The organism is Marinicauda salina (assembly GCF_003122085.1).
GTDB classification, from domain to species: Bacteria; Pseudomonadota; Alphaproteobacteria; order Caulobacterales; family Maricaulaceae; genus Maricicauda_A; species Maricicauda_A salina.
The window spans coordinates 32,203-57,314 of the sequence record NZ_QEXV01000001.1 but is presented as its reverse complement, the minus strand read 5'-3'; the positions used below and the strand labels follow the sequence as shown (position 1 = coordinate 57,314).

The window sequence follows — 25,112 nt, the reverse complement described above, 5'->3', positions numbered from 1 at the left end:
TTACTCGGCCGGCGCGCCGAGCGGAGGCGTCTCGGCCCCGACCCGTCTCCGGCGGAAGCCGGTCCAGGCCAGGCGGGCGACAAACACCGCCAGCACGGCCGCGCCGATGCTGAACACGATGTCGCCGGGCACCCGCATCCACACGAAGAAGTGGATGAGCTCCGACTGCAGCACCTCGGCCGAGCGGGCGTACCACAGGCCCTCGGTGATGGAGGCGTGGGCCTGGATGATCCCGACCGGGAACAGGCTCATGAACACCATCATCGTCAGCCCCGCATTGAGCAGCCAGAAGCTCCATCCGGCCAGGCGGTCCGACCAGCCCTCCCGCGCGAACAGGCCGCGCAGGCAGAACATCATCAGGCCGATGCCGAGCAGGCCGTAGACGCCGAACAGGGCGGCGTGGCCGTGCGTGGCGGTCAGGTTGAGGCCCTGCACGTAGAACAGCGAGACCGGCGGGTTGATCAGGAAGCCGAGCAGGCCGGCGCCGACCAGGTTCCAGAACGCCACCGCGACGAAGAACATGATCGGCCACTTATAGGCCTGGACCCATTTCGCCGCCTTGGTCATGCGATAGTTCTCCAGCGCCTCGTGGCCGATGAGGGCCAGCGGCACGACCTCCAGCGCGGAGAACACCGCGCCGATGGCGAGCGTCGGCGTGGTGGCGCCCGAGAAGTAGAGGTGGTGCAGCGTGCCGAGCACGCCGCCGGTCAGGAAGATGATGGTGGCGAACAGCACGGCGTGATTGGCGGTGCGGTTGCGCAGCAGCCCCATCTTGACCAGCAGCAGGGCGATGGCGGCGGTGGCGAAGACCTCGAAGAAGCCCTCGACCCACAGGTGAACGACCCACCAGCGCCAGTACTCGATCATCGACAGGTGGGTGTGCTGGCCCCAGGTGAGCCCGGCCCCGTAGAACAGGCCGATGGCGACCGTCGACAGGAACAGGATCACGGTCAGGGGCTGACCTTCGCCCGGCTGCTTGAGCGCGGGGTAGAGCGCCCGGCCCATCAGCCCGAGCCAGATCATCAGTCCCGCGAAGAGCAGGATCTGCCAGAACCGGCCGAGATCGACGTATTCCCAGCCCTGGTGGCCGAACCAGAAATTCATGTCGAGATCGAAGAATTGCTGGACCGCCAGCCATTCGCCGGCCATCGAGCCCACGACCACGACGAGCAGCGCGCCGTACAGCAGGTCGACGCCGATCTTCTGGAATTTCGGCTCGCGGCCGCCGAGCGCCGGGGCGAGGTAGAGACCGGTGGCCAGCCAGGCCGTCGCGATCCAGAAGATCGCCAGCTGGGTGTGCCAGGTCCGGGTCACCGCGTAGGGCAGGATCTCCGACAGCGGGAAGCCGTAGAAATCGTGGCCTTCGACCGAATAGTGAGCCGTGATCGCGCCGAGGCAGATCTGCGCCAGGAAGAGCGCCACCACGGTCCAGAAATATTTCCGGGTCGCCTTCATCGAGGGCGTCGGCTTGAGCGCCGACAGCGGATCCTCCGCCGGGGGCGTGGGCGCCGGCTCCTCCTTGCGCCCCGCGTGCCACCAGGTGAGCGCGCCGATGCCGGCGATCAGCAGGATCACGCTGGCGATCGACCACATCACGTTAGGGGCGGACGGCTGGTTGCCCACCAGCGGCTCGTGCGGCCAGTTATTGGTGTAGGTGACCGTGTCGTCCGGCCGCTCGGTGACCGTCGCCCACGCCGCCCAGAAGAAGAAGGCGGTCAGCGCTTCGCGCCGCTCGGGATCGGGGATCGCGCCGTTTGCGATGGCGTAGTCCTCGCGCAGCGATTCCAGCGCGTGGGAGTCGCCGAATAGCGAGACATAGTGACCGGCGATCTCGTCGATCGCGGCGGCGCGCTCCGGCGTGATCACGATCTCGCCGGTCTCGGCGTCGTAGGTGTTCTCGCGAAGCTGGGACTGCAGGCGCTGCTGCAGGCCGGCCTGCGTCTCCGGGTCGAGCCCGGCGTAAGGCGCGCCGTGGGCGTCCTGCGCCCAGGCGTCGAGCAGGGCCGTCGCCTCCCGGTGCAGCCAGTCGGCCGACCAGTCCGGCGCGAGATAGCCGCCATGGCCCCAGATCGAGCCGACCTGCTGGCCGCCCATCGACTGGTAGACCTGACGGCCGGTCTGGATGTCGTCCCGGGTGAAGACGGTTTCGCCGGTCGTCGTGACGACGGCCGAGGGCATGGGCGGCGCCTGGCGGTACAGATCGCGGCCCAGCCATCCCAGGACGCTGAACGAGGCGATCAGTATCACGACCAGGATGACGCCCATCTTTCTCATGGAGCGGTCCTGCATGGTTTTCTCCCTCCGCTTGCACGTGCGGCCGCGCCCCCGTCCGGAGAGCGGCCCGTGCTTGCGGATAGCCGCAGCCCGGCGAGCCGGAGTTGCGGCAGCGCAAATCGGGAGGATTGAACCGCGCCGCGGAGCCTAGACGGCCACCGCGTGGCGCGCCGTCGAGTTCGCGAGGCGGGCGTCGAAAGCCGCCGCGACGCTGCGCGCGAGCGGGCGGTAGGTCGGGTCGATCACGATGCGCGAGCCGTCCATGGCGACCACGCCGTCCCGGAGAAAGTCCGAGAGATCGGCCTCCGGCGCCGGCAGGCCGTGGGCGGCCGCGATCGCGACAGGGTCGGCCTCGAGCCGGCACATCAGCTGCTCGATGATCGTCCGGCGCATGCGGTCGTCGTCGGTGAGGGCGTAGCCGCGCGCGGTCGGGAGCCGGCCCTCCAGCACGCGGCGCTCCCAGTCGTGAGTCATCGGCGTGTTCTGGACATAGCCCTGCGGCAGCCAGCCGATCGCCGAGGATCCGAACCCGATGATCGCCGGGGCGGCGTCGGTGGTGTAGCCCTGAAAGTTGCGGCGGATGGAGCCGTCGTGCAGGGCCTGCGCGAGGGCGTCGCCGCGGCGGGCGAAGTGATCCAGCCCGATCGGCTCCTGCCCGCCGGCGACCAGCTCCTCGGCGATGGCGTCGGCCTGGGCGAGCCGCTCGGCCGGGCCGGGCAGCGCGTCCTCGCTGATCATCTTCTGGTGCGGCTTCATGTGGGGCACGTGGGCGTAGCCGAACACCGAGAAGCGATCCGGGCCGAGCGAGAGCGCCTTGCGCGCGCTGTCGCGGCAGTTCGCCTCGGTCTGAAGCGGCAGGCCGTAGATGAGGTCCATGTTGAACGCATCGACGCCGGCCGCCCGCAGGCGCTCGACGCAGTCGGCGACCAACTCGTAGTCCTGGACCCGGTTGACGGCCTTCTGGACCTCGGGATCGAAAGTCTGCACGCCGAGGCTGGCGCGGGTGACGCCGGCGCTGCGGAAGGCCGAGGCCATCGATCCGGAGAAGATGCGCGGGTCGACCTCGACGGCGATCTCGGCGTCGGCCAGCACGTCGAAGCGGGCGCGCAGCCGGTCCATGATCTCCACGAAGCGCGCCGGCGCGAGATAGGTCGGGCTGCCGCCGCCCCAGTGGATGTGGCTCACTTTCATGCGCGCGGGCAGGCGCCCGGCGACCAGCTCGATCTCGTCGAGGAGCACGGCGGCGTAGGCGTCGACGGGCTCGGCCCGCCGCGTGGCCTTGGTATGACAGCCGCAATACCAGCACATGCTCCGGCAGAACGGCACGTGGAGATAGAGCGAGACCGGCTGTTGCGGGTCGAGTTCGCCCAGCCAGCCGGCGTAGCGGTCCGGACCGATGTCGGCGCTGAAGTGCGGCGCGGTCGGGTAGCTGGTGTAGCGGGGCACGCGCGCGTCGGCGCGGGCGAGGATGATGTCGTGTCTCATGCGCAGCCCTCTACCCGTTTGGCGCGCGCGGCGATTTGCGGTAACGCAAGAATGCGGAAATGACCGCCGCCGCGCGCAGTTGCAGGAACCTCCCGATGGACGCCTCCGCCCGGACCGCGGTGCTCGAACGCTCCAACTTCTTCAGCGGGCTCGAGCGCGCCGCCATCGAGGACGCCGCGGAGGGCGCGTCGGTTCGGGCACTGGATAAGGGCGAAACCCTGTTTCAGCAGGGCGACGAAGCGACGCATCACTTCGTCGTCGCCTGGGGGCGGCTGCGCCTCGACCAGACGACGCCGGAAGGCAAGAACGTGGTGCTCCGATTCATGGGCCCCGGCGACCTCGTCGGCTCGGTGGCGGTGTTCCGCGGCGTGCCCTATCCGGCCACGCCGCTTGCAGTGGAGGAGACCCGCGTGCTGGCCTGGAGCGCGGCGCGGATGACCGCGCTGATGCAGGACCATCCCGTCCTCGCCAGCAAGGCCATGGGCATGATGGGCGGACGCATCGAGGAATTGCAGGAGCGCCTGCAGCAGGTCGCGACCCAGCAGGTCGAGCGCCGCATCGCGGGCGCCATTCTGCGCATCGCCGGCCAGTCGGGCCGGAAGACGGAGGTCGGGGTCGAGATCCCGTTCCCGGTCGCGCGCCAGGATCTCGCCGAGATGACGGGCACGACCCTGCACACCGTCAGCCGCACCCTCTCGGCGTGGATCGAGGAAGGCATCCTCGAGGGCCGGCGCTCGAGCCGTCTCGTCATCCTCAAGCCCCATCGCCTCGTGGAGATCGCCGAGGAGGCGTGAGCCTCATTTGCGTCGGCGCAAATCGCCCGGGCGCGCCTCGGGCAGGATCGCCTCCGCAAGCCGTGGAGACGAGAGATGCCTGAACCCATCCTTTCGATGATCGTCGCCGACCTGATGAACGCCGAGCCCGAGACTGTGCCGGTTTTCGTCCGGAACCGGATGGCGTGTCCCGGCTGCGTCATGGCGCCGTTCATGACGGTGCGCGAGGCCGCGCGCGAGTACGGGCTGAAGCCCGAGGCCCTCGCTGCGGAGCTCGCCGAGGCCATGGCGGGCGAGGACGTCGGCCCGGAAGCGCGCAGTCCGGCTCTCCCCTGACTTCCGACGCCGCTCCGCCCCGCTCCGGGGCCCCGCACCTGACGGTGCGGGGCCCCTTTTTTCACCGGGCGAAGCGGCCGCGCTGAAAAACCGGCGCGCCATTTGTTCGAGCGCAACAAGCCGCCCCGGGCGCGCCGGTAGAACCACACTCATCGAACACCCCTGCTCACAAGGAGAGCGCAATGACGACCCGGTATCTGAAAACCACGCTGCTCGCGGGCGCAGCCTTCGCCGTCGCGGCGGCGTTCCCGGCCCAGGGCCAGTACGCGGGCGAGGCGGCCGACGCCGGCCAGGCGCTCGACGAGGCCGGTCCGGTCAACATCGTCGCCGATCCGGCCGGTCTTCCCGCGCCGATCGATTATGACGAGCCGCGCCGCCACCTGGTCGAGCTGGAGACGACCGAGGTCGTCGGCCAGCTCGCCGACGGCACGACCTACACCTACTGGACCTTCAACGACCAGGTGCCCGGTCCGATGATCCGGGTGCGCGTGGGCGACACCGTGGAAGTCCGGCTGACCAACGACGAGGACAGCCAGATGCTCCACAACGTGGACTTCCACGCCGTGACGGGTCCCGGCGGCGGCGCCGAGGCGACGCTGGCCGCGCCCGGCGAGACGAAGAGCTTCGTCTTCCAGGCCCTGAACCCGGGCGTCTACGTCTATCACTGCGCCACCCCGATGGTGGCCCAGCACATCGCCAACGGCATGTACGGCCTGATCGTCGTCGAGCCCGAGGACGGCCTGCCCGAGGTCGACCGCGAGTTCTACGTCATGCAAGGCGAGATCTACACCGAGGAGGACTTCGGCACGCCGGGCCACCTCACCGAGAGCGTCGAGCGCCTGCTCGACGAGGATCCCGAGTACTACGTGTTCAACGGGGCCGCGGGCGCGCTGAGGGACAACCCGCTGCAGGCCGAGGTCGGCGACGAGGTGCGGATCTTCTTCGGCGTCGGCGGGCCGAACAAGACCTCGAGCTTCCACGTGATCGGCGAGATCTTCGACCGGATGTACCCGTTCGGATCGGTGACCAGCGAGCCCGTGACCGACGTGCAGACGACCACCGTCGCCCCCGGCGGCGCCACCGTCGTCGACTTCGAGGTCGAGGTGCCCGGCGACTACATCCTCGTCGACCACGCCCTGTCGCGGGTCGAGCGCGGGCTGGCCGGCATCCTCCAGGTCACCGGCGAAGAGAACCCGGAGGTCTTCGAGGACCTCAACGAGGAGTAGGCCTCGCGCCGATTTCCGAACGTCCGCGGAGGGCGGCGAGCCCGCCTTCCGCAAACCCCGAAAGGACAGACCGATGAACAAGCAACTCCTTCTCGCCGCGACCCTGATTGCGGCCGTCATCCCCGCCAACGCCGCCTTCGCCGAGGACCACGAGGTCCGGATGCTCAATCGCGGCGCCGACGGCGAGATGATGGTCTTCGAGCCGGCCTATCTGGAGGTCGAGCCCGGCGACACCGTCACCTTCCTGGCGACCGATCCGAGCCACAACGCGGAGATCATCGCCGGCATGCTGCCCGAAGGCGCCGAGCCTTTCCGCGGCCGCATCAACCAGGAGATCACCGTCACGCTCACCGAGGACGGGGTCTACGGGGTGAAATGCCTGCCCCACTACGGGCTCGGCATGGTCGCCCTGATCAAGGTCGGCGACGGCGAGGCGCCCAATCTCGAAGACGCCGCCGCCGTCCGTCACCCGGGCCGCGCCACTCAGCGCATGGCCGCGCTCTTCGACCGGCTGGAGGCCGGCGACGCGGCCGCCGGTCCTGCGGAAACCGGCGCCCGATAGGCCCTGCGGCGGCGTGTCCTCTCCCCGGCGCGCCGCCGCATTTCTAAAAGCGCCGCATCGCATTGAAGCTTTGCATTCGCGTAAGGGGTCCCGTCATGACACTCAGATCGGTCCTGCTGGCGGGCGTCGCGCCCGCCCTGTTCGTGCTCGGTCCGGGCGCTGACGCATTCGGCTCGGAGCACGTCGTCCAGCGGCCCGAACAGCCGCCGGAAGCCGCGACCCAGGACGTCATCGTGGTCACCGGCTACCGCCTGGCGATCGAGACGAGCATCGAGGACCGGATCTCGCCCGAGCAGGCGCCGGTGCTCGGCCCGGACGCCGCAGGCCTCGTCGCCCGGCTGCCGGGCGCGGCGCTCATCGACAACGGCGCGGTCTCCGGCCAGGTGCAGTATCGCGGCCTGTTCGGCCCGCGCGCGCCGGTCGCCGTCGACGGCGCGGCGGTCCTGTCCGGCGGTCCGAATCTGATGGATCCGCCGCTGCACTACGCGCCGATGCCGCTGGTCGAGCGCATCGAGGTCGATCGCGGCGTCGCCGCGGTCAGCCGCGGCCCCGGCCTCGGCGGCGGCGTCAACGTGGTCCTCAAATCCGTCGATTTCGCCGACGGCCATGCGTTGCGGCCGTCCGCCGACATGATGACGGCGGTGCGCAGCGTCGACGGGTCGTACGCGGCCGGCGGCGTCGCCGGGCTTTCCAGCGAGGGCCGGCGCATCCAGGTCCTGTTCTCGCGCGAGGCGGGCGGCGACGCGGTCTTTCCCGGCGGCGATATCCCCAATAGCGGTCACGAGCGCACCGTCTTCGGGATCGGCGGCGGCGTCGCCTCCGGCGACCATGCGTTCGACCTGTCGTGGCGGCGCCTCGACACCGGGCCGACCGGCAACGCGCCCTTCGCCATGGACATCAATTTCGTCGACACCGATATCGCGCGCGCGACCTACGAGGGGGCCTTCGGCGCGCTCCTCGTCGACGCCGCCATCGGCTGGACCGACGTCGCCCACGGCATGGACAATTTCACCCAGCGTCCGCTGGCGGATCCCATGCGTCGCCGCTTCACGCGGGCCAACGCCGACGCCGTCACGGCGGAGTTCACGCTCGGCCTGCCCGTCGCCGGCGGCGATCTCGAACTCGGCGTCGACCGCGAGGAAGCGCGCCATGACGTCACGATCACCAATCCCGACAACCGGGAGTTCTTCGTCGAGACCTTGCCGGACATCGCGATCGACCGGACCGGCGCCTTCGCGGAATGGACCGGTGCGGTCTTCGGGCTCGAGAGCGAGCTGGGCGTGCGGCTCGACCGGCACGAGGAGTCGGCGGGCGAGGCCGATCTCGGATCGGCCCTGCCCATGGGGCCGCGGGTGCTGGCGGCGAGCTACAACCTGGCCGATCGGGATAACGAGGAGACCACAATGGACGCGGTCGCGCGCTTCTGGCGCGAGACGGACGGGCCGGTCACCTGGCGGCTGACGCTGGCGCGCAAGACCCGCATGCCGGGTTATGTCGAGCGCTTCGCCTGGCTGCCGACGCCGGCCTCGGGCGGGCTCGCCGACGGCAACACCTATGTCGGCGACCTCGACCTCGACCCCGAGACCGCCTGGTCCGTCGAGGCCGGCGTCGATTGGCGCGGCGACGGCGCCTATGTCCGCCCGACCGTCTACTACCGCCGCGTCGACGACTTCATCCAGGGCGTCCCGTTCGACGCGACGCCCGGCGTCGTCGACAGCCCCACGGAAATGGTCTCGGCGATGAACGGCGATCCCACCCCGCTGCGCTTTGCTAATGTCGACGCGGAGTTCGTCGGCGCCGACATCGATTTCGGCTGGCGCATCGCGCCGGACTGGCGGATCGATGGGGTGGCGTCCTGGGTCCGCGGCGAGCGGCGCGACATCGACGACGCGCTCTACCGCATGGCGCCGCCGCGCCTGCTGATCGACCTGACCTGGGACCGGCCCGACTGGAGCCTGTCGCTGGAGAGCCGCTTCGTCGCCGAGCAGGATCGCGTATCCGCGACCAACGACGAGGCGGTCACGCCCGGCCATGTCGTTCTCGGGATCGGGCTGGACTGGTACGCCCGCGACAACGTCCTCGTCAGCCTCGGCGTGGAGAACCTGCTCGACGAGGACTACGAGCGCCATCTCGCCGGGTACAACCGGGTGGCCGACGCCGACGTGCCCGTCGGGGCGCGCCTGCCCGGCGCGGGGCGCGGCGTCTACGCGCGGGTGAGCGCGGGGTTCTAGCCTCCGCCGGGTTCAGCGGTGCTCGCTGAACACGGTGCGGCCGTCCCCGTCGAACAGGATGACGTCGTAGTCCTGCGTGTAGACGGGATGCTCCATGCCGGGCGATCCGGCGGGCATGCCCGGCACGGCCAGCCCGATCGCCTCGGGGCCTTCCTCGAGCAGGCGCGCGATGTCGGCGGCGGGCACATGGCCCTCGATCACGTAGCCGTCGACCATCGCGGTGTGGCAGCTGTGAAGCGCCTGCGGCACGCCGGCCTCGGCCTTCACCGGCGTCATGTCTTCGTGCTCGACCACGCGCGTCGAGAAGCCGTTCTCCTCCAGGTGCTCGACCCAGCGGTCGCAGCATCCGCAGGCGGGATTCTTGTGGACGACGATCTCGGTCGCGCTCGCGGCCGGAGCGAAGACGGCGAACGCCGCCAGCGCGGCGATCGCGGGCAGGCTCGCGAGGCCGGCGAGCAATGCGGGTCGGGTCATGGCGGGTCTCCCTTTCGATAACCGGGGTGTGACGGCGGTCAGAGTTTCACGCCGCGCAGCCTGAGCGCGTTGCCGATCACCGAAACCGAGCTCAGGCTCATGGCGGCCGCGGCGATCATCGGGCTCAGGAGCAGCCCGAAGACAGGATACAGAACGCCGGCGGCGATCGGCACCCCGGCGGTATTGTAGACGAAGGCGAAGAACAGGTTCTGGCGGATATTGCGCATGGTCGCCCGGCTCAGCCGGATCGCCTTGGCGACGCCGCGGAGATCGCCCTTCACCAGGGTCACGCCGGCGCTCTCCATGGCGACGTCGGTTCCTGTGCCCATGGCGATCCCGACATCGGCGCGGGCCAGCGCCGGGGCGTCGTTGACCCCGTCGCCGGCCATGGCGACGACATGGCCCTGGTCGCGCAGCTCGCCGACGATGCGGTTCTTGTCCTCGGGCAGGACGTCGGCGTGGATCTCGTCGATGCCGAGCCGGCGGCCGATGGCCTCGGCGGTGGCGCGGCTGTCGCCGGTGAGCATGACGACCTTGATGCCCGCCTCGTGCAGCGTCTGCAGCGCCTCCGGCGTGGTCTCCTTGATCGGGTCGGCGACGCCGATCAGACCGGCGGGCGCGCCGTCGACGGCGACGAACATGACCGTTTCGCCGTCACGGCGCAGCGCGTCGGCGCGCTCGACCAGCGCCTCTGGAAGATCGCCGATCGCCTGCATCATCACCTTGTTGCCGATCGCGACCGATCGGCCCGAAACGGTCCCCGACACGCCCTTGCCGGTCTCCGACTGGAAGTCCGACGCTTTCGACAGTTCTGCGCCGCGCGCTTCAGCGCCCTTCACGATCGCCGCGGCGAGGGGATGCTCGCTGCCGCGCTCGAGCGAGGCGGCCAGCGACAGAAGCGTCGTCTCGTCCAGATCGCCGTGCGTCTCCACGGTGACGAGTTCCGGGCGGCCCTCGGTCAGCGTGCCGGTCTTGTCGACGACCACGACGTCGACCTTCTCCAGCGTCTCGAGCGCCTCGGCGTTCTTGATCAGCACGCCGGTCTTCGCGCCCTGGCCGGTGGCGACCATGATCGACATCGGCGTCGCCAGCCCCAGAGCGCACGGGCACGCGATGATCAGCACCGCCACCGCGTTGACCAGGCCGAACGCCATCGCCGGCTCGGGTCCGAAGAGCGACCAGACGATGAAGGCGACGACCGCGACGGCGACGACGGCGGGCACGAACCAGCCCGCCACGACGTCGGCCAGGCGCTGGATCGGCGCGCGGCTGCGCTGGGCCTCGGCGACCATCTGCACGATCTGGGAGAGCAGCGTGTCCTCGCCGACGCGCGTGGCGCGCATGACGAAGCCGCCGGTCTGGTTGACCGTGCCGCCGGTCACCTTGTCGCCGGCCTCCTTGCGCACCGGCATGGGCTCGCCGGTGATCATGGATTCGTCGATGGTGCTGGCGCCGTCCTCGATCTCGCCGTCGACCGGGATCTTCTCGCCGGGGCGGACCCGCAGTCGGTCGCCTTCGGCGAGATCGTCGATGGAGACGTCGGTCTCGTTTCCGTCCGCATCGAGGCGTCGCGCCGTCGGCGGGGCGAGCTCGAGCAGGGCGCGGATCGCGCCCGACGTCGCCTGCCGGGCGCGCAGCTCCAGCACCTGGCCCAGCAGGACGAGCGTCGTGATCACCGCGGCGGCCTCGAAATAGACGCCGACGCGGCCGGCTTCGCCGCGGAAGGAGTCCGGAAACACGCCGGGCGCCGCCGTCGCCACGACGCTGAAGGCGAAGGCCACCGTGATCCCAAGTCCGATCAGGGTGAACATGTTGAGATTCATCGTGCGCACGGACTTGACACCGCGAACGATGAAGGGCCATCCGCCCCACAGCACGACCGGCGTTGCGAGGACGAGCTGAATCCATTGCGCAATCCGCCGCTCGACCAGGCCATGAAGCGGGCTGCCCGGCAGCATCTCGGCCATGGCGTAGATGAAGAGCGGGAGCGTCAGCGCGGCGCTGATCCAGAAGCGCCGGCTCATGTCCCTCAGCTCGCTGTCGTCCTCCTCGCCGACCACGACGCCTTCGGGCTCCAGCCCCATCCCGCACAGCGGACAGGAATCCGGCCCGGGCCGGCGCACCTCGGGATGCATCGGGCAGGTGTAAACGGTCCCGGTGAAGCCTTCGGGAACGGTGTCGTACTTGCCGGCGGGCGCCGGCTTCGCGTCGGACCCGCCGCCGCAACAGGCGTGGGCTGGCTCGTCCTTCTTGGATGAAGTCATCCGGAGCGCTCCTGATCGTCGGGGCGGGCGAGCGCAACGCGCGAGCACGCCGCCGCGTTCTCATTGTTGGGGGATATACCATACCCCCCTAGGGTATGCAATCGAGCGACGACGCGTCCCGGCGCCCGACGCAAAGCGCTGCGCGGTCGGCGGGCGCTATGACCGCCCTAATCGAGCTGTCTGAGGCAGGTCTTGAGGAAGTCGATGAAGTTCGGGATCAGCGCTTCCCGTATGCCCCGGTTCGACCAGTAGGGGTTCATGAACACGCAGCGGATCAGCGTCAGCCGGTCATCGTCCTCGACCCCGTCATAGCTCGCGACGTGGCGCGTCTTCTGGCGCGGCTGGTCGGCGTCGGTGAGCGTCGTGGCCGAGACGAAGAAGTCGCCGGCCTCGCGCACGGCGTCGTAGAGCGCCTGCGTGCGCCGGTTGGACGCCGAGAGCGGCTCGCCTTTTCGCGCCGCTGAGAAGCACACGATGTTGGTGTCGGCGGGCTTGAGGAAGCGGATCTCGGGAATCGCGGCCTCGACAGCGGTCTGGAACACCAGCCGGGACTCGATCGTGCCGGCGAGCAGCGCGCCGAAGCGGTCGGGCTCGAAGCCGAGCGTGCGGCCGGTGAGCCAGACCGCCGCCGCGCCCGACGCCGGGCGCGAGCCCTCCAGCGTCGCCGACCAGAGATCGTCTGACAGGTGCGGGCGTTCGAGATAGGGCGCGTCGAACACCGACACCGCGTAATGATCGGCGTCCCTGGCCAGGAACGCGCCGCAAGCGTAGGGCACATAGCCCAGCTTGTGGGGGTCGATGGTCACCGAATCGGCGCGGCCGATCGCGCGCAGCGCGGCGATCGCGGCGTCGTCGAGCACCTCCTCGCCGGCCCCGCCGGGAATGGTGCAGAGAAAGCCGCCATAGGCCGCGTCGACATGGTGCCAGATCCGCCAGCCGCGGGTCTCGCGCCAGGCCTCGATCCTGTCGGCCACCCGGTCGATGGGGTCGATCTCGCCGGTCTCGGTCGTGCCCGCCACGGTGATGACGGCGAGGATCGGGCGATGGGCGGCGGCGGCCTGATCGACCCGGCGCTCGAGATCGGCGAGGTCGAGCCGGCCTTCCTCGTCGAGCGCGACGCTCCAGAACGCCTCCTCGCCGAGCCCGAACACGTTGGCCGCCTTGCGCCAGGAGAAGTGCTTGTTGCCCGGCACCAGGACGACCGGGCCGAGATAGGCCTCGCCGGACGCCGCGGAGATGCGCCGGAACACGTCGGCGGGATTGCCCGCGACCGCGCTCGCCGCGCGCAGCGCGTCCTGCGTCGGGCTGAAGCGCTCGACCAGCCCGGCGAACCGCGCCCAGCCCATGTGGGCGGCGGCGAAGACGTCGAGGCGCTCGCCGGTTTCCTCGGCGATCCACAGCGCCAGCGACAGCCAGTGATCGAGCCGGTAGCGGGCCCGCCAGACGCCCTCGAAATTGGCCACCGTCCCGCCGGAGGTGAAGTGTCCGCGGGCGGCGTCGGGATCGAAGCCGACCATGCCGGCCAGCATGCGGATCGCCTCGGCCTCGATGACGGTGCCGACGCGGCTGACCTCCTTCGAGGTGTTGTTGGGGTTGTGCAGAAGCGCGGTGAAATGACCGAGCAGGGCGGGCAGCGTCAGCTCGGAGACCATGTGGCCGGCGTAGCGGGGCGAATAGGTCGGCGTCTCGCGGCGCATCAGGCGCTTGAGCTCGTCGAGCTGCTGGCTCATCCGCTCGCGTTCGCCGAGAAAGCCCGCCGCGAAGCGCTCGGCGTCGGTCACCGCGGCGGGATCCTCGGCGCGGTAGCGCTTGCGCCAGTCGAACCAGTCGTCTAGCACCGCCTGGAATTCGGAGCGCGCCCAGGCTTCGTTCTCCGATTTCGGTCCGAGAAAATACGCCTTCGCGCCGCCGCCGTTTCGATCCGTCATGCGTTTTCTATCCTTCTCCGGCGGCCGGGCCGGCCGCGTCGGGGCGGACCCTGCGTCGGACGCCGGCTCCGCGCCTTGCTCTGGAGCAAACCGCGGCGGGTTCGCCGCAGACGCTTGTGGGCCCGCGTTTGCGCTGACGCAACACGCCGCCCTCGGCGCGAGCGTACACCCGTAGCTGTCCAAGGATGGAGGAAGCCATGAGCGTCATCAGTTCGCTCGCCGCCGCCGCGCTGGCCGGGGCGCCGGGCGCGGATGAGGACCGCGGCGCGCTCGCCGACCGCGTAATCCTCGACCTGCGCCTGCGCTACGAGCATGTCGACCAGGACGGCTCGCCCGAAGAGGCTGATGCGCTCACCGCGCGCGCCCGGTTCGGGTGGGTCTCGCCGGAGCGTCACGATCTCCAGCTTCTCGTCGAGGGCGAGGCGGTCGGCGTTCTGATCGACGACTACAACGACACGATCAACGGGCGCGCGGGCTTTCCGGTCGTCGCCGATCCCGAGGTCGTCGAGCTCAACCGGGCGCAGATCGCCTGGACCGGAATCGAGGACACGACGGTCACGGTCGGCCGCCAGCGCGTCATCCTCGACGACGCCCGCTTCGTGGGCAATGTCGGCTTTCGCCAGAACGAGCAGACCTACGACGCCGCGCGGGTCACGACCGGCGTCATACCCGGCGTGACGGTGAACTACGCCTATATCGATCGGGTCCATCGCATCTTCGGCGACGACAGCCCGGTCGGCGAGTTCGACTCGGACAGCCACCTGCTCAACGCCGCCTTCGACACGCCTGTCGGGACGATCACCGGATACGGCTATCTCGTCGATCTCGAGGACGCCCCGGCCGTGTCCTCGCAAACCTGGGGCGCGCGGCTGACGGGCGGGCGTGAGCTGGCGAGCGGATGGCGGGCGCGCTACGCCGCGGCGTATGCGCGTCAGTCGGACTACGGCGACAACCCCGCTTCGTTCGACCACGACTACGCATCGCTCAAGGTGTCGCTCGACAACGGACCCTTCTCGATCGGCGGCGGTTTCGAGCGGCTCGACGGCGACGGCGCGACGGCGTTCACGACGCCGCTCGCCACGCTCCACGCTTTCCAGGGCTGGGCGGACGTCTTCCTCGCCACGCCGCCGGAAGGGATCGACGACTATTCGCTGCAGGCCGCGTGGACGTTCGAGAACTTCAGCGCCGTCGGCGATCTGACCGTGCGCCTGGTCGGCCATGAGTACGAGGCGGTCCGGGGCGGCGGCGATCTCGGCTCGGAGATCGACGCCGTCGCGGGTCTTTCGATCGGAGACCGCTGGAGCCTGGAGCTGAAGGCGGCCGCCTATGACGGGGACGGGTCGCGCTTCGCCGACCGGACCAAGGTCTGGACGGCGTTGAGCTACGCGTTCTGAGCGCGCGCCGGCCCGCCCTCGCTACCGGCCTTCGCAGCGTTCGCGCAGGTGCGGCAGGAAGGCCTCGCGCTGGTCCGCGTCGAGCAGCGTCTCGACGAAGTCCGGCGCGCCGCCGGCGAGCGCGGTTTCGCACGCCGCCTCCCGGTTCTCGCGCGCCGCGTCCCTGAGCGCCTCCCACGTGGTTTCGCTCACGATCGGAACGTCCACGGCGCGCACGGAGGCGGGCTCGATCTCGCTCGCCCAGGCGAGGTGGGTTCCCTCGTGGGGATAGCCGAGCGCCTCGCCTTCCTCGCTCCGGGCCTGGTTCCGGTATTGGCTCTGTATGCGCACGATCATGCCCAGCTCGCCGAGCGCCTCGGCGAGCGCGGCCTGCAGGCGCGGATCGGCGTAGGCGCGGTCGACCGAAAGCGGCGCCGAGCTGAACGGGGCGTCCTCGCGGATCCAGACATCGCTGGTCAGAACCGACTGCATATAGGCGCCGTCGCCTTCCTCGCGGGCGATGACGTCGGCGGCGAGGCGGTAATGCGCCGCCGGCGCGCCGGCGATCGTGCGGTCCTGGTCGCCGCGGGTGAGCTCGACGTCGAAGCGTTCGTACTCGAGCGGATCGCCGTAGCTCGTCCACCCGTCCGGGTCAGACGACAGGCGATCGAGGTCGCGATGGGGCACGAAGAGGCCCATGCGCGTCTCGCCGCGCGCGAAGCTCGCCGTTTCCAGCGTCCGCTCGCGATCCTCGATCCACATGAGCGTGAATTCCGGGCCCTGCTCGACGATGCGGCGGGTCGGATCCTCGAACGTCTCGGGCGATTCGCCCAGCGCCTCGGCGTCGGGTTTGACCGCGTCCAGGACGTATTCATAGCCCTCGACTGTGTCCTGCGCTTCTGCGGCGTCCGATGACGCGCCCGCCAGGGCCAGCGCGCAGACCGAAAGTCCCGCGCTGATTCGAACCGCCATCCGGCCGGTCTCGCTCATGATCGTCCTCCAGTTCGGTGATTTGGTTTCAGCCGCCGCTGCCGTCAGCGGCCGCCGGTGACAGGCGGGTCGGCGCGATTGCCCGCCGCCCACTCCGAGAAGTGTTCGATGTCGGCCATGTGCGCCTCGACGGCGGGCCAGTCCGGCCGCGTCGGCGCGCGCATCTCCTCGGCGGCGGCCTCGAGATCGCGTTCGATGGCGCGCGGGTCGTGCTGCGCTATGCGGTCGGCCTGCTCCTGCAGCTGGGCGAGCATCTGCTGCTTGGCCTGCTCCGAGAGCATGTCCGACGCCCGGATCTCCGCCATCTGGCGCTCCAGCTCGGTCTGCATGTCGCCGCCGCCGGCCTGCGCGCGCGGCTCGGGCGCGCGCTCCGCGCGCCGGGCTTCCTGCTCGAGCGCGCTGTAGGCGGCCATGACGCGCTGGTTCACGTCCTCGTAGGCGTCGGCGGATTCGTAGCCGTGTGCGAGAATCAGCCGCTCCTTCTCGTCGAAGAAGACGGCCAGCACGTCGCCGTCCGGCGTTCCGTCGGCCTGCAGCCGCATCTGCATGCGCGTGATGTCGATGGACGTCACGAGCCAGCGCTCCACGTCGGCGGCCTCGAGCGGCGCGCGGGGCGACTCGGCGCGCGCGCCCGGCGCCAGAAACACGAGCAGGACCATCAGGCGGACAAGCTTCATCATCGCGTCTCGTCGATGCTCCCCGTTTGCGGATCGTGGACGACCCTGAATGGATTCTGCGCAGAGCAGAAAAATACAAATATTATTGGATGGACCAAATCAGAGTGTCGAGCGCTAGCATGACGCCGAACGTGCAGTCAATAATGGCGGCGGCGCAAGTTTTCATTAATCATTGGTCTTCGGTAAAGGCGGCTTTTTCATCCTTGACGCCGCCCCTGCGGCCGTGGAGCTTGCGCGCATACTGATTCCAGGCTTGGAGGAATTATGAGAAATCCTGTCATCGGCGCCGCAATCGCGGCCGTGCTGACGGCTGCGCCGGCCTTCGCCGGCCATATCTTCGAGGTCGAGCGCACCTCGCCGGACGGCGAGACCCTCACGAACAGCATGCGGCTGGAGGACGGGAAGTTCGTCATGGAGGAGCCCGGCGATCCGCAGCTCGGGACTGCCGACAGCCAGGTCATCTTCCGCAATGATCCCGCCCGGTTGATCAGCGTCGACCATGGCGCGCGCACCTACAACGTGATGACGCCGGAGGACCTGGAGGCGGGCATGGCGTCGATGCGCGCGATGATGGACGAGGCCCTGCAGAACGCGCCGCCCGAGCAGCGCGAGGCGATGCGCCAGGCGATGGGCGGCGCCATGCCGGGCGCCGAAGCCCCGGACGCCCCGGCGATCGAGCCCACCGGGCGGACGCGGCGCGTTTCCGGCGCGCAGGCCCGGCAGTACGAAGTGCGCAAGGATGGTCGCCGCTCCCACCTCGTCTGGGCCGTCGCGCCCGGCGCGATCACCGGCGGGCGCGAACTCGCCGATCTCTACGGCGAGATGGCGGTGTTCGCCGACGGCATGTCGATGATGGCCAATGTCGGCTGGATGTACGATCTCGAGGGCAATTTCGACGGCCGGCTTCCGCTTGTCGTCGAGGAGTTCGGCGAGGACGGCGAGCTCGACGCCACCACCCGGATCACCGCCGCCGGCGAGACCGACATTCCCGCCTCCGCCTTCGAACCGCCGGAGGACTATAGCGAAGTCGAGGCGTTCGGCCCGTAGGCGCATCCGGTCGCGATGGCGGCGGTGCGAGGCGGCGACGGGTCTCTGCGGAACGACCGGTTCCAGCTGACTGACGGCGCGCCGTTTCGCCCTGCGCCCGGCGCCGCCCCATGGGAGCGCCGCGGGATCCCGGGCCGGCCTCGTTATCCTTTTGCCGCGCTTGTCAGGCAGCGGCCCAGCATCCATAAAAAATGAGTTCGCATACCCTTCGCCGGGCGCCCAGGCCGCGGCGCGGACCCAATCGAAGGAGCCGTCCCATGACTGCTTTGCGCATTTTCTTCCTCGTCATGCTGGCGGCGTCCGGCCTGCAAACACGCGCGGCGATGGCTGAGGACGTCATGGTCGTGTTCGATGGTTCGAACTCGATGTGGGGACAGATCGAAGGCGCCGCCAAGATCGAGATCGCACGCAACGCCATGGATCGCCTGCTGAGCGACTGGACCGAGACGCGCGCCGTCGGGCTGATGGCCTATGGACATCGGCGCCGCGGGGACTGCTCCGATATCGAGCTGTTGGTTGAGCCCGCGCCCGGCAACGCAGAAGCGATCCGCAGTCGAATCGCCGAGGTCACGCCGCAAGGAAAGACGCCCCTGACGGACGCGGTGGAGCAGGCGGCGCAGACCCTGGCCTACAGGGATCGCCCGGCGACGGTCGTGTTGATTTCAGACGGCATAGAAAGCTGCCGACGCGATCCCTGCGAACTCGCGGCCGAGCTCGAGCGGACGGGCGTGAGTTTCACCGCTCATGTTGTGGGTTTCGGCCTGAGCGAGGGCGAGGCCGGTTCCCTGGCCTGCATCGCCGAAGAGACAGGCGGGCGGTATCTCGCCGCCGCGGATGCCGGTCAACTCGGTGATGCGCTGGGCGAGATCGCCGCGACGGTGAGTGAGACGACGCCGCCGGAGCCGGAGCCCGAACCGGCCTACGACGTGAGCCTCACCGCGCCGGACGCTGCGCTGGCCGGTTCGGCGTTCGATGTCAGCTGGACGGGCGCGGTCAGCGGCGACGATTACATCACCATCGTGCCGGCCGACGCCGACGAGGGGAGCCGGGACAACCATTTCCGGGTGCGCGACAAGACCGAGGACAGCCTGCGCGCGCCCGGCGCGCCGGGCCTTTACGAGGTGCGCTACGTGCTGGACGAGGGCGACCGGACGCTGGCCTCGCAGGATATCGAGGTGACCGAGCCGGAGGTGAGCCTGACCGCGCCGGACACTGCGCTGGCCGGTTCGGCGTTCGATGTCAGCTGGACGGGCGCGGTCAGCGGCGACGACTACGTCACCATCGTGCCGGCCGACGCCGAAGAGGGGAGCCGGGACAACCATTTCCGGGTGCGCGACAAGTCCGAGGACAGTCTGCGCGCGCCCGGCTCGCCGGGCTTCTACGAGGTGCGCTACGTGCTGGACGAGGGCGACCGGACGCTGGCCTCGCAGGATATCGAGGTGACCGAGCCGGAGGTGAGCCTGACCGCGCCGGAGACTGCGCTGGCCGGTTCGGCATTCGACGTCAGCTGGACGGGCGCCGTCAGCGGCGACGACTACGTCACCATCGTGCCGGCCGACGCCGAGGAGGGGACCCGGGACAACCATTTCCGGGTGCGCGACAAGTCCGAGGACAGTCTGCGCGCGCCCGGCGCGCCGGGCCTATACGAGGTGCGCTACGTGCTGGACGAGGGCGACCGGACGCTGGCCTCGCAGGGCATCGAGGTGACCGAGCCGGAGGTGAGCCTGACCGCGCCGGACACTGCGCTGGCCGGTTCGGCGTTCGATGTCAGCTGGACGGGCGCGGTCAGCGGCGACGATTACGTCACCATCGTGCCGGCCGACGCCGACGAGGGGACCCGGGACAATCATTTCCGGGTGCGCGACAAGACCGAGGACAGCCTGCGCGCGCCCGGCGCGCCGGGGCTTTACGAGGTGCGCTACGTGCTGGACGAGGGCGACCGGACGCTGGCCTCGCAGGGCATCGAGGTGACCGAGCCGGAGGTGAGCCTGACCGCGCCGGAGGACATTCGATCTGGAGATGAATTCCAGGTCTCCTGGACGGGCGCGGTCAACGGCGCCGACTACGTCACCATCGTGCCGGTCGACGCCGACGAGGGAAGCCGGGACAACCATTTCCGGGTGCGCGACAAGTCCGAGGACAGCCTGCGCGCGCCCGACGCGCCGGGCCTCTACGAGGTGCGCTATGTACTCGATGAAGGAGACCGGACTCTCGCCCGCGCCACCATCGAGGTTCTGGACGCGGATGCGCCGATAGAGCGGGGCGGCTCCCTGTCCGCGCCGGAAACCGCCGCGCCGGGCGCGACGATCGACGTCGGCTGGCGAGCCGAAGGCGAAGGCGGCGATCGGCGGGTCGCGCTCGCGCGGCAAGGCCAGTCCCTTTTCACCTGGATCGTGGCGGTGGAGGCGGAGGATGGCGCGCCGGCGCAAATCAACCTGCCGGACGCGCCCGGCTTTTACGAGCTCCGCCTGATCGACGTGGATAATCGCGAGATTGTCGCGCGGCGGGTGATCGAGGTGCGCTGACCCCGGAGACGCCGCGCGTCCGCCGCCGGGATGCAAGCCGCGGAAGGAGCCTTCCGCCCGCCAACCGGCTTTGAAACGTCCCTGGCCGAAGCCTTCCCGCGAGGGAGGATTCGTGGACGGAGGCGCGCGGCAAATGAGGGCCGACGGGGGTGTGTCCGCCGACGGGGCCGACGTCCGGGCCTTCGCACCTTCATGCTGTCCGGCCCGATCAAGTGCGACGCGTTCGAGGCCCGTGTCGAGCAGGGGTGGTGCGCGGCGGGCGCTGAGGGGCTCTGCAGGAGAGACCGGTTCGCGGCGGTCTGATGGCGGTGAGGGTGGGATTCGAACCCACGAGACGGTTGCCCGCCTACACGCGTTCCAGGCGTGCGCCTTCGACCACTCGGCCACCTCACCGGCGCGCGCGAAACCTAAAGATCGGCCCCGGCCAGTCAAGCGCGCGGACAGGCGCGGCCGACGGCCCCGCAACGGCCGCTCATAAACCCGTGAGCGCGCTGGCGCGGGCGCGCGGCTCTGCTAGCGTCGCGTCCGCCAGCACGATGCGACAGGAGGCGCCGGCATGCCGCGATTTCCCAGCCTCGCCGAGGGCGATCATCTCGAGGCGCTGTGGCGGCGCTTCCCGCGCGGGGTGGCGCCGATCATCGCGCTGCACGACGCGGTGATGCGCGCGCCGTCGGAGCTCGACGTGGCGACGCGCGAGCTGATCGCGGCCTATGTCTCCGGGCTCAACGCCTGCGCCTTCTGCTATGGCGCGCACAAGGCCATGGCGCGCGCCTTCGGCGTCGACGAGGCCCTGGTCGAGACGCTGGTCAATGAAGGCCCCGACGCCGCGCCGGTCGACGAGGCGCTGAAGCCGCTCCTGGCCTTCGTCCGCCAGGTCACGCTCGAACCGGCCAAAACCACCGACGCGCTCGCCGAGGCGGTCTACGCCGCGGGCTGGAGCGAGGACGCGCTCTATGACGCCGCCCAGGTCGCCGCGCTCTACGCCTTCATGAACCGCATCCTCGACGCGGCCGGCATCGAACCCAAGCCGACATTCGCCGCGCCCGACGAGGCCGAGCTGAAGAAACGCCGGGAGGGCGACTATACGGGCTGGGCGCGGGCGGCCGGGCTGATCGACTAAAGCCTCAGCCGCGCTCGACCGTGACGCCTTCGGCGTTGATCGCCGAGCGCCAGGCCCGCGAGGCGAGCCCGGCGGCGTCGAAGGCGGCCTGCATGGCGTCGGCTGCCGCGTCGGCGTCGTCTTCCAGCGCCCAGGCGAACATGGCCGGGCCGGATCCGGAGAAGGAGCAGCCCAGCGCGCCCGCCTTCATGGCGGCGGCCTTCACGGCGGGAAAGGCCGGCAGGAGCCTGGCGCGCTGGGGCTCGATCAGCACGTCCTCGAGGCCGGCCGCGACGAGGTCGAGATCGTTCATCGCGCAGCCCGCCCCAAACGCGGCGATGCGCCTTGCGTGCTCGACGGCGGTCGCGAGCGGGGTCGATTCGGCCAGCGCGGCGCGGGCGGCCCGCGTCTCGATCGTCGCCTCGGGCAGCACCGCCACGCTGACCACGCCGCTCGGCGCGGGAATGACGCGCACCAGCGGCGGATCGAGGCGCGCGGCCATGACCAGCCCGCCGATCAGGCTCGGCATGACATTGTCCCAGGCCGGCGATCCCGAGGCCGCCCGCTCGCCTTCGAGCGCGAAGGGCAAGAGCGCGTCGATCCCGAACGGCTTGGCGAGCAGGCCGTTCGCCGCCGCCGCGCCGGCGACCGCCGAGGCGCCGGAGCCGCCGAGCCCCGCGCTGAGCGGGATCTGCTTGTCGATGTCGAGCCGCGCGCCGAAGTCCGCGCCCGCGGCGTCGAGCACGGCGGCGGCCGCGGCGAGGCAGGCGTTGTCGGCTATGCTTTCGGGCAGGGAGTCCACGAGCCCGGTCACGGCGCCGAGGCGGACGCCGGGCGCGGCCTCGCGCCGGGCGGTCACCGTATCGTGCAGCGCGTCGAAGGCGTGGCCCATCACGTCGTAGCCGACGCCGATATTGCCGATGCTCGCCGGCGCGCGGGCGGTCGCGATCTCGGTCATGGCGGTCTCCTCGCGCTTCGCGCTAGCATCGTTTCGCCATCCGGTCATCCGGACAGGCGGAACGATATGGGCTTCGCCCCTTGGCCTCGCCGACGGCGCGGCTATAGATGCGGGTTCGACGATTTTCACGAACACCCGGGCGGGGACCGGAGCGATGAGCGAATCGGGCGGCTACAATTTCCGCGCCATCGAGGCGAAATGGCGCGAGTACTGGGAGGCGAACGAGACCTTCCGCACCCCGGACCCGGCGCCGGGGGATCAGACCTTCTACGTGCTCGACATGTTTCCCTATCCCTCCGGGGCGGGTCTGCATGTCGGCCACCCGGTGGGCTATCTCGCGACCGACATCGTCGCGCGGTACAAGCGCATGAAGGGCTTCAACGTGCTCCATCCGATGGGGTGGGACAGCTTCGGCCTGCCCGCCGAGCAGCACGCCATCCGCACCGGCGAGCATCCCAGCAAGACCACGGCGCGCAACATCGCCACCTACAAGCGCCAGATGAAGCTGCTGGGGCTGGGCTATGACTGGTCGCGCGAGTTCGCGACCTCGAGCCCGGAATACTACAAGTGGACGCAGTACATCTTCGTCCGGCTCTATAACGCCTGGTTCGATCCCGAGCAGAACCGCGCCCGGCCGATCGAGGACCTGCCGATCCCCGACGACGTGCGCGCCGAAGGCAAGCTCGCCGTCCAGGCATTCCAGGACCGCCATCGCCTCGTCTATTTCGAGGAGGCGCCGGTGAACTGGTGCCCGGAGCTGGGCACCATCCTCGCCAACGAGGAGGTCTATGACGGCAAGTCCGAGCAGGGCTACGACGTCGTGCGCGTCTCCATCCCGCAGGTGAAGATGCGCATCACCGCCTACGCCGAGCGCCTGCTGCAGGGCCTCGACGATCTCGACTGGCCCGAGGGCATCAAGGAGAGCCAGCGCAACTGGATCGGCCGCTCGGAAGGCGTCTCGATCCGGTTCGAAATCGAGGGGACGGGCGAGACCGTCGAGACCTTCACCACGCGCGTCGACACGCTGGGCGGGGTGACCTTCCTGGCGCTGGCGCCGGAGCACCCCCTCGTCGACGCCGTGACGACCGACGAACACAGGGCCGAGGTCGAGGCCTATCGCGACAAGGCCGCGCGCAAGTCGGAGATCGACCGCACGGCGACGCTGGACAAGACGGGCGTGTTCGCGGGAACCCACGCGGTCAATCCGGTGACCGGCGACAAGGTCCGGGTCTTCGTCGCCGATTACGTCCTGCCCGATTACGGGACCGGCGCGGTGATGGGCGTGCCCGCCCATGACGAGCGCGATTTCGACTTCGCGAGGAAGTACGAGCTTCCGATCGTCCCGGTCATCGATCCCGGCGAGGCCGCCGCCGACCGCGACGCCGTGCTCGCCGGCGAGGCGTGCTGGACCGAGGAGGGCGTGATGCTCGCCCCGCCCGAGGGCGCGGGGGATCTCTACGCGGCCGGCGACCCCTGGCCGACCGCGCGCGAGCAGGTCAGCGACCGTCTCGAGGCGAACGGGATCGGCGAGCGCGTGATCTCCTACAATCTGCGCGACTGGATCTTCGCCCGCCAGCGCTATTGGGGCGAGCCGATCCCGGTGATCCACTGGGAGGACGGCGCGCGCACGACGATGGATGTCGACGACCTGCCGCTGACCCTGCCCGAGCTCGATAGCTACAAGCCGACCGGCCACGCCGAGTCGCCGCTGGCCCGGGCCGAGGACTGGGTCGAGGTGGTCGATCCCGAGACCGGCATGAAGGGTCGTCGCGAGACCAGCACCATGCCGCAATGGGCGGGTTCGTGCTGGTACCAGCTGCGCTTCATGGATCCGCGCAACGGCGATCAGATCGTCGATCCGGACAAGGAGAAGGCCTGGCGCGCGGTCGATCTCTATGTCGGCGGCGCCGAGCACGCCACGCTGCACCTGCTCTATGCGCGCTTCTGGTACCAGGCGATGTACGATCTGGGGATCGTGTCCACGCCCGAGCCGTTCAGGAAGCTGGTCAACCAGGGCCTGCTGTCGAGCTTCGCCTACAAGAACCAGCGTGGGATCGTCCTGCCCGTCGACGAGGTCAAGGAAGTCGCCGAGGGCGAATTCGTCCACGAGCCGACGGGCGACAAGGTCGAGCGCATCGGCGCGAAGATGTCGAAATCGCTGAGGAACGTCGTCACGCCCGACCACGTGGTGGAGACCTACGGCGCCGACGCCTTCCGCGTGCACATGATGTTCATGGGGCCGATCGAGGGCGGCCGGGTCTGGGAGACCGACAAGGTCGCCAGCGCGCTGCGCTTCCTGCGCCGGGTCTGGGGCTTCGTCACGCGCGTGCTCGATCAGCCCGCCGAGAGCCAGGCCAAGTCGGTCGATCTCGCGCTCACCAAGCTCGTCCTCGCCGTCACCGAGGACCTGGAGAACCTGCGGCTCAACACCGCCATCGCCGAGCTGATGAAATTCCTCAACGCGGTCGAGCACGAGCCGGTGACGAAGGCCGCTGCGCGCGACTTCATCCGCGTGCTTTCTCCCTTCGCTCCGCACATGGCCGAGGAGCTCTGGGCGCGCGCGGGCGAAGCCCCGAGCGTCACGCAGGCCGACTGGCCGCACGCCGACGAGGCCGATCTCGAGGCCGCGATCGAGGAGATCGAGGTCGTTCTCCAGGAAGGCGGCAAGAAGCGCGCCTCGCTCACCGTGGCGCCGAACATTGACGACGAGTCGATCCGGGCGATGGCGAAGGAGCGCCTGGAGCAGATGGGCAAGGACGTCTCCGGCCTGCCGATGGAGCGCGTCATCGTCGTGCGCGACAAGAAGACCGGCCACGTCAAGCTCGTGAACGCCCCGAAGCTGGGGTGAGGGCGCCGCCGCCTGCGCCGCCCCCGCCTCGACGCCCTCATC

General features: G+C 69.9%; 18 protein-coding genes and 1 tRNA gene. 10 read left to right on the top strand and 9 right to left on the bottom strand.

The features are described from left to right. Positions 1–2,289, bottom strand: coding sequence for a nitric-oxide reductase large subunit (locus tag DDZ18_RS00210; RefSeq protein ID WP_109251350.1), 2,289 nt, complete (start codon positions 2,287–2,289; stop codon positions 1–3). A gap of 132 nt (positions 2,290–2,421) precedes the next feature. Beyond that, positions 2,422–3,759, bottom strand: coding sequence for an oxygen-independent coproporphyrinogen III oxidase (gene hemN / locus DDZ18_RS00205; protein WP_109251349.1), 1,338 nt, complete (start codon positions 3,757–3,759; stop codon positions 2,422–2,424). Positions 3,760–3,854: 95 nt separating this feature from the next. Here hemN and DDZ18_RS00200 point away from each other — a divergent pair, with 95 nt between their 5' ends. From DDZ18_RS00200 to DDZ18_RS00180, 5 genes are all read left to right on the top strand, one after another. Further along, entirely contained in the window at positions 3,855–4,553 is a 699-nt protein-coding gene (locus DDZ18_RS00200; RefSeq protein WP_233245644.1) for a Crp/Fnr family transcriptional regulator, read from the top strand. 75 nt (positions 4,554–4,628) lie between these two features. Then, the gene (locus tag DDZ18_RS00195) at positions 4,629–4,868 is read left to right on the top strand and encodes a DUF1858 domain-containing protein (protein WP_109251347.1); all 240 of its coding nucleotides are present in this window, start codon (positions 4,629–4,631) and stop codon (positions 4,866–4,868) included. Between the two features lie 182 nt (positions 4,869–5,050). Continuing rightward, the gene (gene nirK / locus DDZ18_RS00190) at positions 5,051–6,094 is read left to right on the top strand and encodes a copper-containing nitrite reductase (protein ID WP_109251346.1); all 1,044 of its coding nucleotides are present in this window, start codon (positions 5,051–5,053) and stop codon (positions 6,092–6,094) included. Positions 6,095–6,167: 73 nt separating this feature from the next. Then, positions 6,168–6,656 carry a pseudoazurin gene (locus tag DDZ18_RS00185; RefSeq protein ID WP_109251345.1) on the top strand — a complete coding sequence of 163 codons (489 nt, stop codon included), beginning with the start codon at positions 6,168–6,170 and terminating at the stop codon, positions 6,654–6,656. A 95-nt stretch (positions 6,657–6,751) separates the two neighbouring features. Beyond that, positions 6,752–8,887 carry a TonB-dependent receptor gene (locus DDZ18_RS00180; RefSeq protein WP_109251344.1) on the top strand — a complete coding sequence of 712 codons (2,136 nt, stop codon included), beginning with the start codon at positions 6,752–6,754 and terminating at the stop codon, positions 8,885–8,887. A 12-nt stretch (positions 8,888–8,899) separates the two neighbouring features. Here the strand turns inward: DDZ18_RS00180 and DDZ18_RS00175 are convergent, their stop codons facing one another. The 3 genes from DDZ18_RS00175 to DDZ18_RS00165 all read right to left on the bottom strand — a co-directional run bounded on the left by DDZ18_RS00175 (position 8,900) and on the right by DDZ18_RS00165 (position 13,553). Further along, the gene (locus DDZ18_RS00175) at positions 8,900–9,361 is read right to left on the bottom strand and encodes a DUF411 domain-containing protein (protein ID WP_109251343.1); all 462 of its coding nucleotides are present in this window, start codon (positions 9,359–9,361) and stop codon (positions 8,900–8,902) included. A gap of 38 nt (positions 9,362–9,399) precedes the next feature. Continuing rightward, positions 9,400–11,625: a copper-transporting P-type ATPase gene (locus tag DDZ18_RS00170; protein WP_109251342.1), complete on the bottom strand. Its 2,226-nt coding sequence runs from the start codon at positions 11,623–11,625 to the stop codon at positions 9,400–9,402. Between the two features lie 167 nt (positions 11,626–11,792). Beyond that, positions 11,793–13,553 (bottom strand): pyridoxal phosphate-dependent decarboxylase family protein, encoded by a 1,761-nt coding sequence (locus DDZ18_RS00165; RefSeq protein WP_109251341.1) that lies wholly within the window; start codon positions 13,551–13,553, stop codon positions 11,793–11,795. A gap of 197 nt (positions 13,554–13,750) precedes the next feature. Between DDZ18_RS00165 and DDZ18_RS00160 the strand changes: the two genes are divergently transcribed. Next, positions 13,751–14,947: a hypothetical protein gene (locus tag DDZ18_RS00160; protein WP_146190569.1), complete on the top strand. Its 1,197-nt coding sequence runs from the start codon at positions 13,751–13,753 to the stop codon at positions 14,945–14,947. 21 nt (positions 14,948–14,968) lie between these two features. On the opposite strand, the gene DDZ18_RS00155 is transcribed toward DDZ18_RS00160, so the two are convergent. Both DDZ18_RS00155 and DDZ18_RS00150 read right to left on the bottom strand, forming a co-directional pair. Next, on the bottom strand, positions 14,969–15,916 hold the full coding sequence (locus DDZ18_RS00155) for a hypothetical protein (protein ID WP_109251339.1): 948 nt from the start codon (positions 15,914–15,916) through the stop codon (positions 14,969–14,971). A gap of 44 nt (positions 15,917–15,960) precedes the next feature. Further along, entirely contained in the window at positions 15,961–16,596 is a 636-nt protein-coding gene (locus tag DDZ18_RS00150) for a hypothetical protein (protein ID WP_109251338.1), read from the bottom strand. 261 nt (positions 16,597–16,857) lie between these two features. On the opposite strand from DDZ18_RS00150, the gene DDZ18_RS00145 reads away from it, so the two are divergent. Next, positions 16,858–17,640 (top strand): hypothetical protein, encoded by a 783-nt coding sequence (locus DDZ18_RS00145; RefSeq protein ID WP_109251337.1) that lies wholly within the window; start codon positions 16,858–16,860, stop codon positions 17,638–17,640. A 257-nt stretch (positions 17,641–17,897) separates the two neighbouring features. Next, a complete protein-coding gene (locus tag DDZ18_RS00140; protein WP_158272016.1) occupies positions 17,898–20,165 on the top strand; it encodes a VWA domain-containing protein in 2,268 nt (755 codons plus the stop codon). A gap of 303 nt (positions 20,166–20,468) precedes the next feature. On the opposite strand, the gene DDZ18_RS00135 is transcribed toward DDZ18_RS00140, so the two are convergent. Continuing rightward, positions 20,469–20,558, bottom strand: a tRNA-Ser gene (locus DDZ18_RS00135). 163 nt (positions 20,559–20,721) lie between these two features. On the opposite strand from DDZ18_RS00135, the gene DDZ18_RS00130 reads away from it, so the two are divergent. Further along, positions 20,722–21,285 (top strand): carboxymuconolactone decarboxylase family protein, encoded by a 564-nt coding sequence (locus DDZ18_RS00130; RefSeq protein WP_109251335.1) that lies wholly within the window; start codon positions 20,722–20,724, stop codon positions 21,283–21,285. A 4-nt stretch (positions 21,286–21,289) separates the two neighbouring features. On the opposite strand, the gene DDZ18_RS00125 is transcribed toward DDZ18_RS00130, so the two are convergent. After that, on the bottom strand, positions 21,290–22,222 hold the full coding sequence (locus DDZ18_RS00125) for a homoserine kinase (protein WP_109251334.1): 933 nt from the start codon (positions 22,220–22,222) through the stop codon (positions 21,290–21,292). Between the two features lie 154 nt (positions 22,223–22,376). Here DDZ18_RS00125 and leuS point away from each other — a divergent pair, with 154 nt between their 5' ends. Continuing rightward, complete coding sequence (gene leuS / locus DDZ18_RS00120; RefSeq protein ID WP_109252176.1) at positions 22,377–25,070, top strand: leucine--tRNA ligase; 2,694 nt, start codon at positions 22,377–22,379, stop codon at positions 25,068–25,070. Positions 25,071–25,112 lie beyond the last annotated feature (42 nt).